General features: G+C 70.8%; 18 protein-coding genes and 1 pseudogene. 12 read left to right on the forward strand and 7 right to left on the reverse strand.

From position 1 onward, the window contains the following. Window positions 1–154: 154 nt before the first annotated feature. The 3 genes from I4Q55_RS38790 to cobI are packed head-to-tail and all read left to right on the forward strand — an operon-like array spanning window position 155 to window position 3,263. A complete protein-coding gene (locus I4Q55_RS38790) occupies window positions 155–1,126 on the forward strand; it encodes a cobalamin biosynthesis protein (RefSeq protein ID WP_206795447.1) in 972 nt (323 codons plus the stop codon). Continuing rightward, complete coding sequence (locus tag I4Q55_RS38795) at window positions 1,123–2,487, forward strand: cobyrinate a,c-diamide synthase (RefSeq protein ID WP_206795448.1); 1,365 nt, start codon at window positions 1,123–1,125, stop codon at window positions 2,485–2,487. Before I4Q55_RS38790 ends, I4Q55_RS38795 begins: the two co-directional genes overlap by 4 nt. Continuing rightward, entirely contained in the window at window positions 2,484–3,263 is a 780-nt protein-coding gene (cobI, locus tag I4Q55_RS38800) for a precorrin-2 C(20)-methyltransferase (RefSeq protein WP_206795449.1), read from the forward strand. The genes I4Q55_RS38795 and cobI overlap by 4 nt, the downstream gene beginning before the upstream one ends. Here the strand turns inward: cobI and I4Q55_RS38805 are convergent. Genes I4Q55_RS38805 through I4Q55_RS38820 form a run of 4 tightly spaced genes read right to left on the reverse strand, consistent with a single transcriptional unit; the run spans window position 3,237 to window position 6,507 of the window. Further along, window positions 3,237–3,881, reverse strand: a complete 645-nt coding sequence (locus tag I4Q55_RS38805) for a histidine phosphatase family protein (RefSeq protein WP_206795451.1) — start codon at window positions 3,879–3,881, stop codon at window positions 3,237–3,239. The genes cobI and I4Q55_RS38805 overlap by 27 nt on opposite strands. Beyond that, the gene (locus I4Q55_RS38810; RefSeq protein WP_206795452.1) at window positions 3,878–4,822 is read right to left on the reverse strand and encodes a hypothetical protein; all 945 of its coding nucleotides are present in this window, start codon (window positions 4,820–4,822) and stop codon (window positions 3,878–3,880) included. The genes I4Q55_RS38805 and I4Q55_RS38810 overlap by 4 nt, the downstream gene beginning before the upstream one ends. After that, complete coding sequence (locus I4Q55_RS38815; RefSeq protein WP_206795453.1) at window positions 4,795–5,547, reverse strand: ABC transporter permease; 753 nt, start codon at window positions 5,545–5,547, stop codon at window positions 4,795–4,797. Before I4Q55_RS38815 ends, I4Q55_RS38810 begins: the two co-directional genes overlap by 28 nt. Before the next feature lie 3 nt (window positions 5,548–5,550). Then, complete coding sequence (locus I4Q55_RS38820; protein ID WP_206795522.1) at window positions 5,551–6,507, reverse strand: ABC transporter ATP-binding protein; 957 nt, start codon at window positions 6,505–6,507, stop codon at window positions 5,551–5,553. 110 nt (window positions 6,508–6,617) lie between these two features. Here I4Q55_RS38820 and I4Q55_RS38825 point away from each other — a divergent pair, with 110 nt between their 5' ends. From I4Q55_RS38825 to I4Q55_RS38840, 4 genes are all read left to right on the forward strand, one after another. Then, the gene (locus tag I4Q55_RS38825) at window positions 6,618–8,096 is read left to right on the forward strand and encodes a hypothetical protein (protein ID WP_206795454.1); all 1,479 of its coding nucleotides are present in this window, start codon (window positions 6,618–6,620) and stop codon (window positions 8,094–8,096) included. Further along, a complete protein-coding gene (locus I4Q55_RS38830; protein ID WP_206795455.1) occupies window positions 8,093–8,506 on the forward strand; it encodes a hypothetical protein in 414 nt (137 codons plus the stop codon). Before I4Q55_RS38825 ends, I4Q55_RS38830 begins: the two co-directional genes overlap by 4 nt. After that, entirely contained in the window at window positions 8,503–9,573 is a 1,071-nt protein-coding gene (gene cobC / locus I4Q55_RS38835) for an Rv2231c family pyridoxal phosphate-dependent protein CobC (RefSeq protein WP_206795456.1), read from the forward strand. Before I4Q55_RS38830 ends, cobC begins: the two co-directional genes overlap by 4 nt. A gap of 286 nt (window positions 9,574–9,859) precedes the next feature. Beyond that, the gene (locus I4Q55_RS38840; protein WP_206795457.1) at window positions 9,860–10,630 is read left to right on the forward strand and encodes an MBL fold metallo-hydrolase; all 771 of its coding nucleotides are present in this window, start codon (window positions 9,860–9,862) and stop codon (window positions 10,628–10,630) included. A gap of 132 nt (window positions 10,631–10,762) precedes the next feature. Here I4Q55_RS38840 and I4Q55_RS50400 read toward each other — a convergent pair whose 3' ends face one another. Then, the gene (locus I4Q55_RS50400; protein ID WP_277992069.1) at window positions 10,763–10,885 is read right to left on the reverse strand and encodes a hypothetical protein; all 123 of its coding nucleotides are present in this window, start codon (window positions 10,883–10,885) and stop codon (window positions 10,763–10,765) included. Window positions 10,886–10,932: 47 nt separating this feature from the next. Between I4Q55_RS50400 and I4Q55_RS38845 the strand changes: the two genes are divergently transcribed. Together I4Q55_RS38845 and I4Q55_RS51115 are read left to right on the forward strand one after the other, a co-directional pair. Continuing rightward, window positions 10,933–11,088, forward strand: coding sequence for a hypothetical protein (locus I4Q55_RS38845; protein ID WP_206795531.1), 156 nt, complete (start codon window positions 10,933–10,935; stop codon window positions 11,086–11,088). Beyond that, window positions 11,085–11,513 carry a hypothetical protein gene (locus tag I4Q55_RS51115; RefSeq protein WP_374194520.1) on the forward strand — a complete coding sequence of 143 codons (429 nt, stop codon included), beginning with the start codon at window positions 11,085–11,087 and terminating at the stop codon, window positions 11,511–11,513. The genes I4Q55_RS38845 and I4Q55_RS51115 overlap by 4 nt, the downstream gene beginning before the upstream one ends. On the opposite strand, the pseudogene I4Q55_RS50795 reads toward I4Q55_RS51115, so the two are convergent. Then, window positions 11,421–11,627: pseudogene (locus tag I4Q55_RS50795) on the reverse strand (LysR family transcriptional regulator); the annotation flags it as partial. The gene I4Q55_RS51115 and the pseudogene I4Q55_RS50795 sit on opposite strands and share 93 nt — an antisense overlap. On the opposite strand from I4Q55_RS50795, the gene I4Q55_RS38855 reads away from it, so the two are divergent. Then, a complete protein-coding gene (locus I4Q55_RS38855) occupies window positions 11,611–11,826 on the forward strand; it encodes a hypothetical protein (RefSeq protein WP_242547518.1) in 216 nt (71 codons plus the stop codon). The pseudogene I4Q55_RS50795 and the gene I4Q55_RS38855 sit on opposite strands and share 17 nt — an antisense overlap. Window positions 11,827–12,122: 296 nt before the next feature. On the opposite strand, the gene I4Q55_RS38860 is transcribed toward I4Q55_RS38855, so the two are convergent. Further along, window positions 12,123–12,605, reverse strand: coding sequence for a DUF6326 family protein (locus I4Q55_RS38860; protein ID WP_206795458.1), 483 nt, complete (start codon window positions 12,603–12,605; stop codon window positions 12,123–12,125). 162 nt (window positions 12,606–12,767) lie between these two features. Here I4Q55_RS38860 and I4Q55_RS38865 point away from each other — a divergent pair, with 162 nt between their 5' ends. Then, window positions 12,768–13,910 carry a sensor histidine kinase gene (locus I4Q55_RS38865; RefSeq protein ID WP_206795459.1) on the forward strand — a complete coding sequence of 381 codons (1,143 nt, stop codon included), beginning with the start codon at window positions 12,768–12,770 and terminating at the stop codon, window positions 13,908–13,910. Then, on the forward strand, window positions 13,907–14,563 hold the full coding sequence (locus I4Q55_RS38870; RefSeq protein ID WP_206795460.1) for a response regulator transcription factor: 657 nt from the start codon (window positions 13,907–13,909) through the stop codon (window positions 14,561–14,563). Before I4Q55_RS38865 ends, I4Q55_RS38870 begins: the two co-directional genes overlap by 4 nt. The last annotated feature ends 653 nt before the right edge of the window (window positions 14,564–15,216 follow it).

Raw genomic sequence — 15,216 nt, forward strand, 5'->3', positions numbered from 1 at the left:
ATCTCCTCCTGCACCTTCGCGGTGGTCCGTTGCCGTCCGCACAGTGTACCGGCGCGCTCGTCCGCGGAAGATCGCTCGGATCGCCGATTGACGCCGGGCGCGGCCGTCTGGTCCCATCGCGGGAGAGATCGTCAGGATCTAGGGGGCTGGGGCGTTGGGCAGACGGGCACGCTGGACCGGTCGTGCGCTGGGAATCGGGCTCGGTGTGGTCGCGGACCGCCTGCTGGGCGATCCGGCCCGCTTCCATCCGGTCGCCGGATTCGGGAACGCGGCCATCGCGCTGGAAAAGCGGATGTGGGCACCGCGACGCGGTCGTGGCCTCGCCTACACGATGACTCTCGTCGCCTCGGTGGCGGGCGTCGGCCTGCTCGCCGAATGGCTGGGCCGGCCACGCAGCCTGCTCACCGCCGTGGCGACCTGGACGGTGCTCGGCGGGACCAGCCTGGCGCGCGACGCGGACCTGATCGCGACCGCGCTGCGGGCCGGAGATCTGGCCGGGGCGCGCGCTTTGCTCCCCCGGCTGGTCGGGCGTGACCCTTCCGCGCTGGACGCCGGCGGAATCGCCGCCGCGGTGGTCGAATCGGTGGCGGAGAACACGTCCGACGCGGTTGTCGGTGCGCTGTTCTGGGGCGCGGTGGGCGGTGTACCGGGATTGCTGGGCTACCGGGCGGCCAACACCCTCGACGCCATGGTCGGGCACCACACGGATCGATACGAGAAGTTCGGCACCGCGGCCGCGCGGCTCGACGACCTGGCGAATCTCGCTCCCGCCCGCCTGACCGCCCTGCTCGTCGCCGCCTGTGCGCCACTCGTGGGTGGCAGTCCCAGAACTGCTCTCGCGGCTTGGCGCCGGGACGCCGCCGCTCATCCGAGCCCGAATGCCGGTGTCTGCGAAGCGGCCTTCGCCGGTGCGTTGGGCGTCCGGCTGGGCGGGCGAACGGTTTACGCGCACCGCACCGAAGACCGGCCGGTCCTCGGTGGGGGCAGGCACCCGGAGACCGCCGACATCGCCCGCGCGGTGACGCTGGCCCGCGCCGTGTCCTCCAGCGCCGCCGTCGTCGCCGTGGCGAGCGCCGGCATCGTCGGCATGGCCCGGACGAACCGGGTCGCACCAGGGCTGTCATGACGTCCGAGCCGCGCCAGGTCCCCCGCATCGTCGTCGCCGCACCAGCGAGCGGGCAAGGCAAGACGACCATCACCACCGGCCTCATCGCCGCGCTGACGGCTCGCGGCCTGGCGGTCTCACCGCACAAGGTAGGCCCCGACTACATCGACCCGGGCTACCACGGCGTCGCCGCCGGCCGCCCCGGCCGCAACCTGGACCCGTTCCTGGTCGGCGAACCCCTGATCGTGCCGTTGTTCCTGCACGGCGTGCTGACTCCGCGGCAGGCGGACATCGCGGTGATCGAGGGGGTGATGGGCCTGTTCGACGGCATGGCTGCGCGCCCGGGCTTCGCCTCTACAGCCCACGTAGCGAAACTGTTGCAGGCACCGGTCGTCCTCGTGGTCGACGGAGCGTCCCAGGGCGCGTCCGTCGCCGCACTGGTCGCGGGCTTCCGCGAGTTCGACGAGCACACTCGCGTCGGGGGCGTCATCCTGAACCGGGTCGGGTCCGACCGGCACGAGGCGATTCTCACCGCCGCGCTGCGCGGCTTCGGCATGCCGGTCCTCGGCGTGGTCCGGCGGCACGCCGATATCGCGACGCCGTCACGGCACCTCGGGCTGATCCCCGTCGCCGAGCGGGCGGATCCCGCGCTCGAAACCGTCCGGAACCTCGCCGGGCTGATCACCGAATCCGTCGACCTGGACGCGGTACTCGCGCTGGCCGGCACCGCGCCTCCCCTGGCCGGGCTGCCGTGGCAGCCCGAAGCGGCGATCGGCACGCCGGCGCCGGGGCGGCCACGGATCGCCGTCGCCGGCGGCGAGGCGTTCACGTTCTCCTACGCCGAAACCGCGGAACTACTCTCCGCCTGCGGCGCCGAAGTGGTCCCGCTGGATCCCCTGTACGACCCGGCGTTGCCGGACGGGACCGCCGGTCTGGTCATCGGCGGGGGCTTTCCGGAGGTCCACGCCGAACGCCTGTCCGGCAACACCGCGCTCAGAACCGATGTGCGCCGGTTCGCCCGGGCAGGCGGGGCGATCGCGGCGGAGTGCGCCGGGCTGCTCTACCTCGCCGATTCGCTGGACGAGCGGCCGATGTGCGGGCTGCTGCCGACCGCGGCGCGGATGCACCGAAGGCTGACTCTCGGCTACCGGCGCGTCGTCGCCGCGGCCGACTCGTGCCTCGCCGAAGCCGGAACTGTGGTACACGGTCACGAATTCCACCGGACGTTGTGCGCGCCGTCCGCCGGGAACCGGCCGGCGTGGGAGCATGCGGAGCACGGCGCAGAAGGGTTCGTGGACGGCGCGATCCACGCGTCCTACCTGCACACCCACTGGGCCGGCAACCCGGACGGGGTCCGGCGATTCGTGGAGGCATGCGCATGAGCGGTGAACTGCTGGTCGGTGTCGGCGTCGGACCGGGTGATCCCGAATTGCTCACGGTCAAGGGAGTCCGGGTGCTCCAGCAGGCCGATGTGGTGGTGGTGCCCGCCATGGAAGGTTCGAGCCGCGGCCGGGCCGAACGAACCGTGCTGGAGTACGTTTCCGCCGAACGAATCCGGCGGCTCACCTTCGCCCTCAACGAGCGGCACGACAGCGCGCGCCGGGAACGGGCCTGGGACGCGGCGGGGAAGACCGTGGTCGACGCCTTCGAAAACGGTGCCAGGACGGTCGCGTTCGCCACGATCGGCGACCCGAACATCTACTCCACGTTCACCTATCTGGCCGAAACCGTGCTCGGGTTCCGACCGGACGTCGAGATCGCCACGGTGCCCGGCATCACCGCCATGCAGGAGCTGGCGGCCGGCAGCGGCACCGTGCTGTGCGAGGGCGACGAGTCACTGGTGCTGCTTCCGGTGACCGGTGACCTCGCCGCTCTGCATTCGGCGGTGGAGCAGTTCGACAACGTCGTCGTCTACAAAGGCGGTGCCCGGGTGGGGCCGGTCCTCGACGTGCTCCGATCCGCCGGCCGGATCGACGGAGCCGTCTACGGTTCCCACGTCGGCCTGCCGGACCAGGACATCCGCCCGGCGACCGCAGTCGACGAAGCCACTTCGCCCTACCTCACCACGATCCTGGTGCCCCAGGCCAAGACCGGACGGGGCCGGCGGCTGCCTTCGCGCGACGAAAAGAGGTCAACCAACGGTTCGTCGCAGATGTGACGTGTCGTTCACCCAGGCGACGACGGCGGAATCCGCACCGTACCAATCGATGCGGGTCAGGCCACCCGTGTCGATCCGAAGCCGGAAGAACGAATCCTCGGCCGCCACCCCGAGCGCGGAGCACACCATGAGCTTGATCGGTGTCACGTGACTGACCAGGACGACGGTCTCACCCGCGTATTCGGTACGCAGCCGAGCTAGCGCCCTCGACACCCTCCGCGCCACGTCGGCCACGCTCTCCCCGCCGGGTGGTGCTTCGGTGAAGGACCGGTCCAGCCACGCGGTGTGGTCGTCCCGCCATCGCTCCTGGGCCTCCTCGAACGTCAGCCCCTCGAAACAGCCGAAGTCCGTCTCGACCAGATCGTCTTCCAGACACAGCGGCACGCCGGCCGCGGCCGCCACCGCTTCGGCGGTGTCCCGCGCCCGGCTGAGCGGAGAGCTGATCACCGCCGCGAGGCCGGGTTCCCGAGCCAGCCGTGACGCGGCGGCGGCCGCCTGCTCCCTGCCTCGGCCAGTCAACCCGGGGTCCCCGCGGCCACTGTACCGCTGTCCGGACAGCGGCGTTTCGCCGTGGCGGAGCAGGATCGTCGAAATCGAGACGGTGAACGACGGCGTCATCGCAGCGCCTCCAGAGGCAGGCCGGGTAGGCCGTAACGGCGTGGCGGGCCTGCTCCCGCCCGCTCGATGAGCTCGGCGGCGATGCCGAGCGAACAAGGCAAGCCCCGCGCGTCGGGGTCGTAGAGCAACCCGATCACCGTTCCGGTGTGGGCCACCTGGATCCCCAGCGCGCCGGAGTGTCCGGCGACTTCCGCCGCCAGGGCGAAGCACGGATGCGGCCGGTATCGCTGGTTGATCTCCGCGCTGCCGGTCGCCACCTTCGCCACCAGCTCCGCCGATCCGTCGCCGACCGCCTTGCGCAGCAACGACCGCAGATCCGCGAAAGTCTCCGTCTCCGCACGGGTGTACCGGATCGGTTCCAGCGCAAGGGTGTCCACGCCTTCCCCGATATCGAGGCTGACGACTTCCAGACGCGGCAACGGCTTGCCCAAGTCCTCGAGTACACGCCCCTCGCGGCTCGCGAAAAGCACGGTCCGATCGCCGAACATCACCCCATCGGACGCACGCTCGGCCGCGACCGCGAGACGAGCGATATCCTCGGCCTCGATCCGGCGGCCGAGGGCAGCGGCAACCGCTTCGATCGCGCTCACCACATCCGCCGTCGAGGAACCGAGCCCGCGCTCGGCCGCGATGGAGCTCCGGACCTCGAGGTCACCCCCGCCGTCGCAGCCGAGCCGGCGCAGGGCGGCCTGCGCCGCGGCGAGAGCTTTGACCTTCCAAGCCGGCCGGACGCGGAGGTCCCGGCCGCGGTCCGGGGAGAACACCGAGACGGAACGCAAGCCGGGAAGCGGAAGTGTGACCAGGGCGTGCACAGGCAGCCCGTCGCCGTCGTCGAAAACGCCTTGCAGCACCTCACCGTGGTGTGCGATCGCCGACCCGGTCCCGGCGCGGGCTCCGGCCCGGTGCGCCAGAGTCAGGCGCTGTGCCGTTGGAACGTCCACAGCCCCCACCAAGCCAGCGCCGCGGCCACCACGACCGTCACCAGTGAACCGACCCAGGCGTCCACGCTGGTCAGCTCCCCCCGGAACAGGGCACGGGTGGCGTCGAGCCCGTAGGTCAGCGGATTGACCCGGGAGAGGGTGCGCAGCCAGGCCGGCGCCACCGACATCGGCAACAGGAGGCCGGACAGCAGCAACAACGGCATCGACAGTCCCTGCACGACAGGTGAGAAGGAGTCTTCGCTCTTCAAGGCGATACCCGCAGCGTAGGAGGCGATCGAAATACCCATGGCGAGCACACAGAACAGCAGAAGTGCCAGCACCACCCCGGGCCAGGACGCCCGCAACCCGAACGGAATCGCCGCCACCACCAGCACGACCGACTGGACCGCGATGGTGGCCGTGTTGCTCAAACTACGGCCGGCGATCAAGGACAGCCGCCACGCCGGCGTGACCCGCTGGCGGTCGATGACACCTTCGCGCATCTCACGCAGGATACCGAATCCGGCGAACCCGGCGCCGAGGATGACCAGCCACAGGAGCAGGCCGGGCACGAGGACCTGCCAAGAACGTGCTCCACCGACGCCGCTCCCGGACACCCCGGTGAGCAATGGGCCGAAGAGGGCGAGATAGAGGACCGGCTGGGTCAGCCCGAACATCACCCAGACCGGATTGCGCAGCATGATGCGCGTCTGCCGCAGGAAGACGACGGAGATCTCGGTGAGCACGGGCTACTGGTCTCCTTCGCGCAGGGAACGACCGGTGAGGGACAGGAACACGTCGTCGAGCGTGGGCCGGGTGACGGCGATCGACGCGGGCCGGACGCCGGCCGACTCCAGTACCCGCAGCAACGGAGGCAACGCCGTCGTCCCGTCCTCCACGGTCACGATCAAGGCCGTATCGGTCACCGTGAAGTGCCGGACTGCCGCCGCTTCCCGCACTGCCGCCTCGGAGCGGGCCGCGACATCCGGTTGGGGCACGCCGATGGTGATGACGTCACCCGAGACCCGGGCCTTGAGCGCATCCGGTTTGTCGTCGGCGATGATCCGGCCGTCGTCCATGACCATGACCCGGTCGGAAAGGGCATCGGCCTCCTCGAGGTAGTGCGTCGTCAGCAGGACGGTCACCCCGTGGTCGTCCCGCAATTCGCGGATGTGCTGCCAGAGGTTCGCCCGGCTCTGCGGATCGAGACCGGTGGTCGGCTCGTCCAGGAACAGCAACCGGGGAGAGTGCAGCAGCCCCAGCGCGATGTCGAACCGGCGCCGCTGACCACCGGAAAGCTCGACCAGCGCACGTTTGCGCAGACCGGCGAGATCAAGCCGCCCGGCGATGTCGAGGACACTCGCTTCGGCGTCCGGGCGGGACATCCCGTGCAACCGGGCTTGGGTGAGGAGCTCCTCCCCCAGCACGGTTCCCGGGCTCGGCAGGCCACCGACCTGAGCGACGTAGCCGATGTTGCGCCGGACCGCCCGGGACTTCCGGAGGTCGTTGCCTGCCACGATCGCCGTGCCCGCGCTCGGTGTGAGAAGCGTGGCCAGCATGCGGAGGGTTGTCGTCTTTCCCGCGCCGTTCGGTCCGAGCAGTCCGACGATCTCGCCCGCTCCCACGGTCAAATCGATCCCCCGCACCGCGTCCACCAGGCCCGCTTTGGTCTTGAACCTGCGCGCCAAACCCCTCGCGGCGATCATCTCCACCATGAACCCCAGCGTGCCAGAACCGACGCGGAAGTGAACCACGGACCGGCTCTTGACATTCGGCGGCAGCACCGAAAAGGATGCCTGTGGGAGCGAATGGGGGAATGCGCGTGCGCAGCTGCGGGGCGGCGGCTCGGATCACGTCCGTGGTCGCGGTCGTCTTCCTCGTTTTCTCCCTGCCGCAAGTGGCCCACGCCCATTTCACCGGTTCGCCGGGAAGCGGCGAACGGATCGTCGTGTCCCTCGGCGGGCACGAACTGACGTTCACGATGCAGCCGGTCACCAGCACTCCTGGAGACCAGAAAATCGACGTCGTCACGCATGCCGGGCAACCGGCGGCAAGGCTGGCCCTGAGTGCGCGCAACATCGCCGACGGAACCACCACCACCGAAACCTCGCTGGACATTTCCGGCCCGCCCGGCAAGCGCACGGCGACCATCGTGGTGGGCGGCCCCGGGCAATGGGAACTGACCGCCGACGACGGCCGCAATCGCGCGCTGATCCCGTTCCTGGTCGTGCCGCCGGCGACGCCGGCTTGGCAGCTCACGTCCAACGTCGGCTGGGCTGCCGCGGGCGCCTTCGTGTTCGCCGCGTTCGCGGTCTCGCGCGCGGCTCGATCCCGGCGGCGCTGGCTCACGCTCGGCCTCACTTCCGCCGCGGCCGCGTCGGTGGCCGTCGCGATCACCGCGCGGGTGCTTTCCCCGGCACCGGTGAACGGCGTGGACCCGGCGAGTGTGGCGGCCGCCCGGCAGGCCGCCGGGATCTCGGCTGCGCTGCCGGCCACCAGCCCTGAGCTGGCTCCGTCCTACGCCAACGCGGCCACCCGGACCGATCCCGCTGTTCCTTCGGCCGGACAGCCGTTCGACCTGCGTTTGTCCCTCTACGATGGCGCGACCGGTCGCGTGCTCGACGATCTGCGTCCCCAACACGCCGCGCTGATCCATCTCGCCGCGGTGAGCGACGACCGCGCCACCTTCGCCCACGTGCACCCGGCCCGCGTCGGCCCCGGTGAATACCTGGTCCGGCTCACTCTTCCCCATGCCGGCGCCTACACCGTCTACAGCGAGCTCCAGCGCGACGGCAGCGGCACGCAGCTCATCACCACCCGGCTGGCGGTGTCCCCGGAGGCACCCGGTCAGGCGGAAGCCGAACCCGACCCCGCCGTGGTGACCTCAGTCGCTCCGGCACCAGGCTTCGGCAGGCGGGAAGCCGACGGCTTGACCTTCTCACTCGCCCCGTCACAGCCACCCGCGGCCGGTACCCCGATCACGGTGACCGCGGACGTCTCCGACGCCACGGGACCGGTTCGGGACCTCCAGCCCTGGCTGGACATGGCGGCACACCTCCTGCTCCTCGGGCCCGGGGACAGCGGTACCGCGGTCTTCGGGCACGTCCACGAATTCGATTCGATGAGCGCGATGGCCAATTCGGCCGCCCTGCCACCCGACGAGACCGTCGCGAACATCGGCCCGAAGCTGCGGTTCGTGTTCAGCTTCCCGAGACCGGGCCGGTATTGGCTCTGGCTGCAGACCCAGCGTGGCTACCGGGTGCACACCGTGCCGTTCCAGGTGGAGGTGCCGTGAAACCGAAGGGGCTCTTCATCCTGATTCCGGTGACCGTCCTGGTGCTCGCCGTGGGCTTGTTCTTCACCGTCGGTTTCGGCGGCGGGTCCGATGCGGTGACGCTGCAGGGCGACACCCAGCGCTATACGGTGAAGATCGAAATCGACGCGGCCAAGACCGGCTCACGCACCGCCGACATCGAAATTTCCGGCCGGACCGGTGCGCCCGATCCGGACTCGGTCACGCTCGAACCGTTCATGGTCGCTCACTCCCACGCAGCGCCCGCGGTGACCGCGGTCCGCACCGGCCCCTGGCGGTTCCGCGCCGGCGGGGATTTGTTCGTCATGGGCGGAGCGTTCGAACTCACCGTGGCACTCACCAGCGGCGGGCAGCGTGAGCAGGTCACCTTCCCGGTCACCGTCAAGTCATGAAGCCGGACCGGGCACTTGGCGAGCGGGCGATGCTGCGCCACCACGGGGACGTGGACGCCGCACCAGGCCTGGTGAATTTCGCCGTCAACGTCCGCGGCGACGCACCGCCACCGTGGCTTCGCGACAGGCTCGCCGCCGCACTCGCCCGCCTCGGCGGTTACCCTTCGGCCGAAGACGATCTCGGGGCGCGTCAGGCCGTTGCGAGGCGTCACGGCCGTTCCGCCGACGAAGTCCTGGTGCTCAACGGCGCCGAGGAAGGCTTTGCGCTTCTTGCCGCGCTGCGGCCGAAGCTGGCCGCCGTGTGCCATCCCTCGTTCACCGAGCCCGACCTGCTGCTCGCCGACGCGGGCGTGCCGGTCTCCCGGGTGATGCTGCGCGCGGAGGAGGGCTACCGGCTGCGGCCGGAGCTGATTCCGGCCGATGCGGACCTGGTCGTGCTCGGCAACCCGACCAACCCCACCTCCGTGCTGCATGCCGCCGAGACCGTGCGCCTGCTCGCCCGGCCCGGACGGGTGCTCGTCGTCGACGAGGCGTTCGCAGACGCGGTTCCGGGGGAACCTGAGTCGCTGGCCGGTGACCGGGCGACGCCGGGCCTGCTCGTCTTGCGAAGCCTGACGAAGACCTGGGCGCTGGCCGGCCTGCGCGCCGGCTACGCGCTGGGGGCTGCCGGCCTGCTGGGCCGGTTGGCGGCCGGGCGCCCGCATTGGCCGGTCGGAACGCTGACGCTGGAAGCCGTGCGGGCCTGCTGCGAGCCGTTCGCGGTTGCCGAAGCCCGGGCCGCGGCCGAAGTCACCGCCGATCACCGGCACACGCTGGCAACGGAATTGGCTTCGCTGCCCGGCGTGCGCGTCTGCCTGCCGGCTCACGGGCCGTTCCTGCTGCTGGAGATTTCCGACGGGCACCGGGTCCGGGCCGGCCTGCGCGCGGCCGGTGTCGCGGTGCGCCGTGGAGACACCTTTCCCGGCCTCACGCCGAACCACTTCCGAGTCGCCGTCCGCCCACCCCAGCAGGCGGCAGTCCTGATCGAGGCCCTGCGAGCCATCGTCGACAAGGAGGCCATCGCATGACCCAGCTCTGTCCACCTCGGACAGTCTGGCGAGCCGTCCGGTTCGCCTGCTCCACGAGGATCGCGATGTCCTGATGGCTTCCGTGCGCTTCGCGGGAACACCGCGACCGCGCTGGTCCTGGCCGCGAGAGCCATTGCGCGGCAGCAACCGTCGATGTGCGTGTACGACGCCGTGCCGCCGGGCGACCGCAACTCGCGCGGATCCGTGGTGATCGGCTGGGCAGACCACGGCGATGTGTGGTCAGATCGAATCCGGCACCTGACTCGTGGACGACGAGGAGGCGACGATGACCGCTCCAGGCGCGGGCACGGTCCGCGTGACGTTCGCCGGCTCGGGGGACGCCTTCGGCAGCGGCGGCCGGTTGCAGGCCTGCATCCACGTCCAAGCGGCCGGCTCACCACCAGTGCTGCTGGACTGCGGCGCGACCAGCCTCGTCGCCCTGAAACGGCAGGGGCTGGATCCGGGTGACGTCGCGGCCGTGTTCGTCTCCCACCGCCACGTCGACCACTTCGGCGGCGTGCCACACCTCATCCTCGACGGCCAGTTCACCCGCCGCACAGCTCCTCTGACCGTCGTGGGCCCACCGGGAACCACCGGCTGGCTGACCGAAGCCATGGAGATCATGTTCCCCGGCTCCTCGACCGCACGCCGCCGGTTCCCCGTCGAAGTCGTCGAACTCCGCCCCGGCGGGCATCCGGCGGTGGTGGGTGTCGTGTCCGCACGCGGCTGGGAAGTGAACCACGGTATGGCAGGCGGCCCGTTCCTCGGCCTGCGCCTCGAACTCGCCGGTGTCGTGATCGGCTACACCGGCGACACGGCCTGGACGGACAGCCTGGCCGACGTCGCGGCTGGGACCGATCTGTTCATCGCCGAGTCCTACTTCTGGGACAAGGCGGTCCCCTTCCACCTGCGGCACGCCGACCTGGTCGCCCACCGTCACGAGCTGACCGGAAAACGCGTAGTCCTCACCCACATGTCCACCGACATGCTCGCCCACGCCGACGAGGCAGCTTTCGAACTCGCCCACGACGGCCTCCGCGTCGACCTGAAGGCTTGACCCCCGGCGAGGGAACTGCCGGCAGGCTGTGGCTCACCGCTGGTAGCAGTGAGCAGATTCAACGTGGTGGTGTTGGCGCCGCCACGTTCTCGCGCCCGGCCTTGGTCCCGGTCCGACCTGGCTACGCATTCCTCACGCGGAGACGGCGGTGGCCACCGCGGCGATGGCCGCGCACACCGCGCGGGAGCCGGTGGTCATGGCCGACGCCAGGCCGGCGATCCCGATCGTCGCCGGGAACGAGGGCCTCGGCACCATGGTGCCCGTCCCGATGCCACCGAGCAGATCGACCGGGAACACTGCGGATGGTCGCCCAAGCGGTGGCGGTGGCCTTGGTGGTCCAGCGTGGCGCCCGGGCACCGGCGGGCGGCCGGACCGGGACGAACTCCTGGACGACGTACTCGCCCGGCTGCCCATCCCGCCGGCGCAGCTGGATCGCCGGGCACGCCGGCTCGGGATGAACCCGCGGGAGCCCTACCTCGTGGTGGTCGCGCGCCCGGAGGAGAAGTCCGTCGGCCGCTTGCTGATCTGGGCTTCCTCGTTCTTCCACCGCGCCGACGGGCTGAGAAGCATGCGCGACGGAACGGCCGTCGTGCAGGACCGCGACCTGGTCGTGCCAGCCGGTGCGCAGCAGCCGGACGCCGACGTCCGGCCGGTGCCCGGCCGGCGCCCGCACGGCCGGGGTGACCACGATGCCCGGCATGAACCCGACGGTGAGCACCGGCTTCGCCTCGGCCGCGGTGAGGGCGGTGGTGCGGCGGTCGCGGACGAACAGGGGCGTCTTGAGCTCGTCTTCGAGGCCCCGGATCTGGCGCGACAGCGCGGGCTGGGCGATGTGCGGCCGCGCGGCGGCCCGCCCGAAGTGCAGCTCTTCGCAGGTCTGTGATGCCGAAGCGGCGTCACAGCGCGAAACGGGTCTTGGACGCACCGCGGATGCCGGGATCAAGCTGGCGGAAGAAGGAATTCCGGGTGAAAGGACAGGGATGAAGATTTTCCTCACGGGCGGTTCGGGCTACATCGGCCGCGCGGCGCTCGGCGGGAAGACCGTCTCCCTCACCCTCGAGCAGGCCCGCGAGCGGATGGGCCCGATCGCCGACGCCTTCGCCCTCGACCAGCAGCTCACCTCCGCCAAGGCACAGCGCGAGCTGGGCTGGACGCCCCGGCACACCGACCCGCTGACCGAGCTCGCCGCAGAATGAACCGGGAACCGGGAATGGACCGCGGGGCGGTGCTGTGGTCCGAAGAGGAGCGCGGTGAAGCGAAGGGTGTGCGCGGGTGCCAGTGACGCGGACGGCGACGTTGCCGCGCTGGCGGTCGGCGTCGACGATGCGGTGGGCCTGTGTGCGCATCCGATGACCTGACCTGCCGATAGAGGCCGTGGAAGGCCCTACCGGCAGGTCAGTGGTATTGGTGTCCCATCGCCAGGAGTCCCACGCCGCGGCACCGAGGCAGCCGGCTCCGAACAGGACGGGGACTGAGCGTGGGTTCACGCTTGCTACTGGGCGCGAACGGTCTCACGGTCCGGGCTGGTCGCCATGGCCGCCGCCGGTGCGGTGCGGGGCCAGGTCCAGGCATACCGCAGGATGAGGACGAGAACGATCAACTCCAGTGCGACGCCGAGGCCGTAGAAGTACCTCCAGGACTCCCCCACCGCGGCGAACGCCGCGAAGGGGACCTGTATCGAGGCCACGATGAGGTTCGTGGTGCGGTTCGCCCGGGCGGGCAGGGTCATCGACAGCACGACCATGAAGATCGGGATCGCCATGAGCGCGAGGAAGACGATGAACAACGCCTGGCTGATGTCGAACTCGAAGACGACGCCGGCCTCGATGTCTTTGATGACGCCGGGGTTGAAGAAGCCGAGAATGTCCACGTAGGCGTACAGGAGCACGAGGCTCGTCCACGCTGCGGCGAGCTTGGCTCTCACCGGGATCCGCTGCTCTTCCAGTGCGGTCGTGGTGGGTTGACGTGTTCTCATCGTGGGCTCCGTTGTCGTAGTGAGGACCGGTGGGCCAACGATCGCCGAGCCCGGCGGCGGGCACATCGTCGTCGAGGCCGGACCCGCCCCGGCCATGGGGAGGAGCGGCGTCTCGTTCTTTCGGTCGGTCCCCAACGCCTCGGCGGTCCCTAGGCTGGGTGCGTGACCACCAACGCCCTGCGCTCGCTGTGGGCCGAGCCCCGCGCCACGGACCCTCCCGGACGGGTGTCGCGCGACTGGGTGCTGGTCGGGGCGTTGATGGTGACGGCGCTGCTCGAGGGAGTCCTCCGGGACGACGTCGCCTGGCGGCCGTTCGCGACGATCGTGGCGGTCGGACTCGCGCCGGTGCTGCTGTGGCGGCGTACCCACCCGCTGGCCTGTGTCGTGGTGGGCTTCGGCACCGCGATGGCGTTGGGACTGGCGAGTCTGCTGAGCGGGGCCCCGAGCGTGGGCCTCGACACGATGATCTACCTCCTGGCGCTCGTCTACGCGCTGGTCCGCTGGGGTTCAGGGCGCGAGATCGTGATCGGGCTGGCGGTGGTGGCGGTCGCCGCGGGAATCGGTATGGTCCCCGACCACATCGGGCCGACCGAGATCTTCGGCGGGTTCGCCATCCTCACGGCGGCGGCGGCGGGCGGAGCAGCGTTCCGCTACCGCGCCGAGAGCCGGCGCCGGGAGCTGGACCAGATCCGCGGCCAGGAGCGGGTCGGTCTCGCGCGCGAGTTGCACGACATCGTCGCCCACCACGTCTCGGCGATCGCTGTGCAGGCGCAGGCGGGCCGGGCGATGGCCGGGCAGCGACCTGAGGCGGCACTCGAGGTGCTGGCGGCGATCGAAGGGGAAGCGTCGCGGACGCTCGCGGAGATGCGGGCGACGGTCCGCGTGCTGCGCGACGGAGCGCCCGCGGGGTACGCCCCCCAGCCCGGCGTTGCCGACCTGGTGTCCCTCGCCAGACGCGCCCCGGTCCCGGTCGTCGACGTGGAGTTGCCGGATGACCTGGACGAACTTCCGCTCCAGGTCGACGCGGCGGTCTACCGGCTGGCGCAGGAGGCGCTGACCAACGCCCTGCGGCACGCCAGCAACGCCTCGCGTGTGGAGATCCGGGTCGTTGAGGGCGCGGGAAGGCTGCAACTACGCGTGACCGACGACGGACAGATCGACCCGGCACGCTCGGTGAACCACGGCTTCGGGCTGCTGGGGATGACCGAGCGTGTGCAGTTGCTCGGCGGCACGCTGCGTGCCGGGCCGGCGCCCGGGGGCGGGTGGGCGGTCGACGCCGAACTGCCGACCAAGGTACGCCGATGACGGTGCGCGTCCTGGTGGCCGACGACCAAGATCTGGTGCGCACCGGCCTGTCGATGATCCTTGACGCGCAGCCCGGCATCGAGGTCGTCGGCCAGGCCGCAGACGGCCACACCGCCGTCGAGCTGGCGCATCGGCTCCGCCCCGACGTGTGCCTGGTCGACATCCAGATGCCCGGGCTCGACGGCATCGAGGTGACCAAGCTCCTCGCCGGGCGGGGCGTCCCGGACCCGATCGCGGTCGTGGTGATCACGACGTTCGACCTCGACGAGTACGTCCACGGTGCGCTCCGGGCCGGCGCCCGAGGCTTTCTGCTCAAGGACGCCGGGACGAAGCTGCTCGTCCAGGCCGTCCATGCCGCCGCCGTCGGCGATGCCCTCATCGCGCCGAACATCACCCGGCGACTGCTGGCCACCCTCGCCGCCAGGGAACCGTCGAGCCGACGGACCCAACCGATCGAGCCGCTCACCGAACGCGAGGAGGAGGTGCTGACGCTGGTCGCCCGCGGCAGCACGAACGCCGAGATCGCCGCCGAGCTCTTCATCGGCTTGACGACCGCCAAGACCCACGTCGCCAGCCTGCTGACCAAAATCGGCGCCCGAAACAGGGTCGAGATCGCGATGTGGGCGTACGACACCGGCCGCGTGGGGCACTGAACCCAACCTGACGTGGTGGCGCTGCCGACGTACCGACGACCCTGACCAAGGGGGTGCGGAGGGTGACGCCGGCGGTGGTGCCGATGAGGTAGGCGGCAACGGCCAACACAACGGGTACCACCAGCGCCGCTCCCCGAGGACGCACAACCGAATGAACAGCCAGGAGGTGGCAGCCAGGCCTAACCGGCCAGCCGAGCGCAACTACTGCCAGCAGCGCAGGCGGCCGGAGCCCGGTGACGGCGAGTACCGCGGAGAGGTCGATCCTCGTGACCGGCGCGGGGCTGGTCGACCGCTGCGACCCCGGCGGCAGCTTTGACTCTCGCGTGCAGCGGGACCCACCCGGCATCGGTCACGGAGCCGGGTCGCGCTCGACGCCCCCGACGCCTGCTTCACGCAGGGTGATGGCCGCCGGCCGGGAGCTGATCCACCACTGGGAACAGGCCGCGCGAGTGCCACGCCCTGAAGTGCTGGACGGATTCCTTCGTGCCTTGGGGGTGCCCGGGGAGGCGATTCCTGCCGGGGTCGAGGCGCGCTCCGGGTTGTTCCGGTCATTGCCGGCGGGGCGGCGGATGCTGCTGGTGCTCGACAACGCGAACAGCGCGGGCCAGGTCCGTCCGCTGCTTCCCGGCTCGCCGGGCTCAGTGGTGGTGGTG

This window comes from Amycolatopsis sp. MtRt-6 (genome assembly GCF_017308975.1).
In the GTDB taxonomy this organism is placed as follows: domain Bacteria; phylum Actinomycetota; class Actinomycetes; order Mycobacteriales; family Pseudonocardiaceae; genus Amycolatopsis.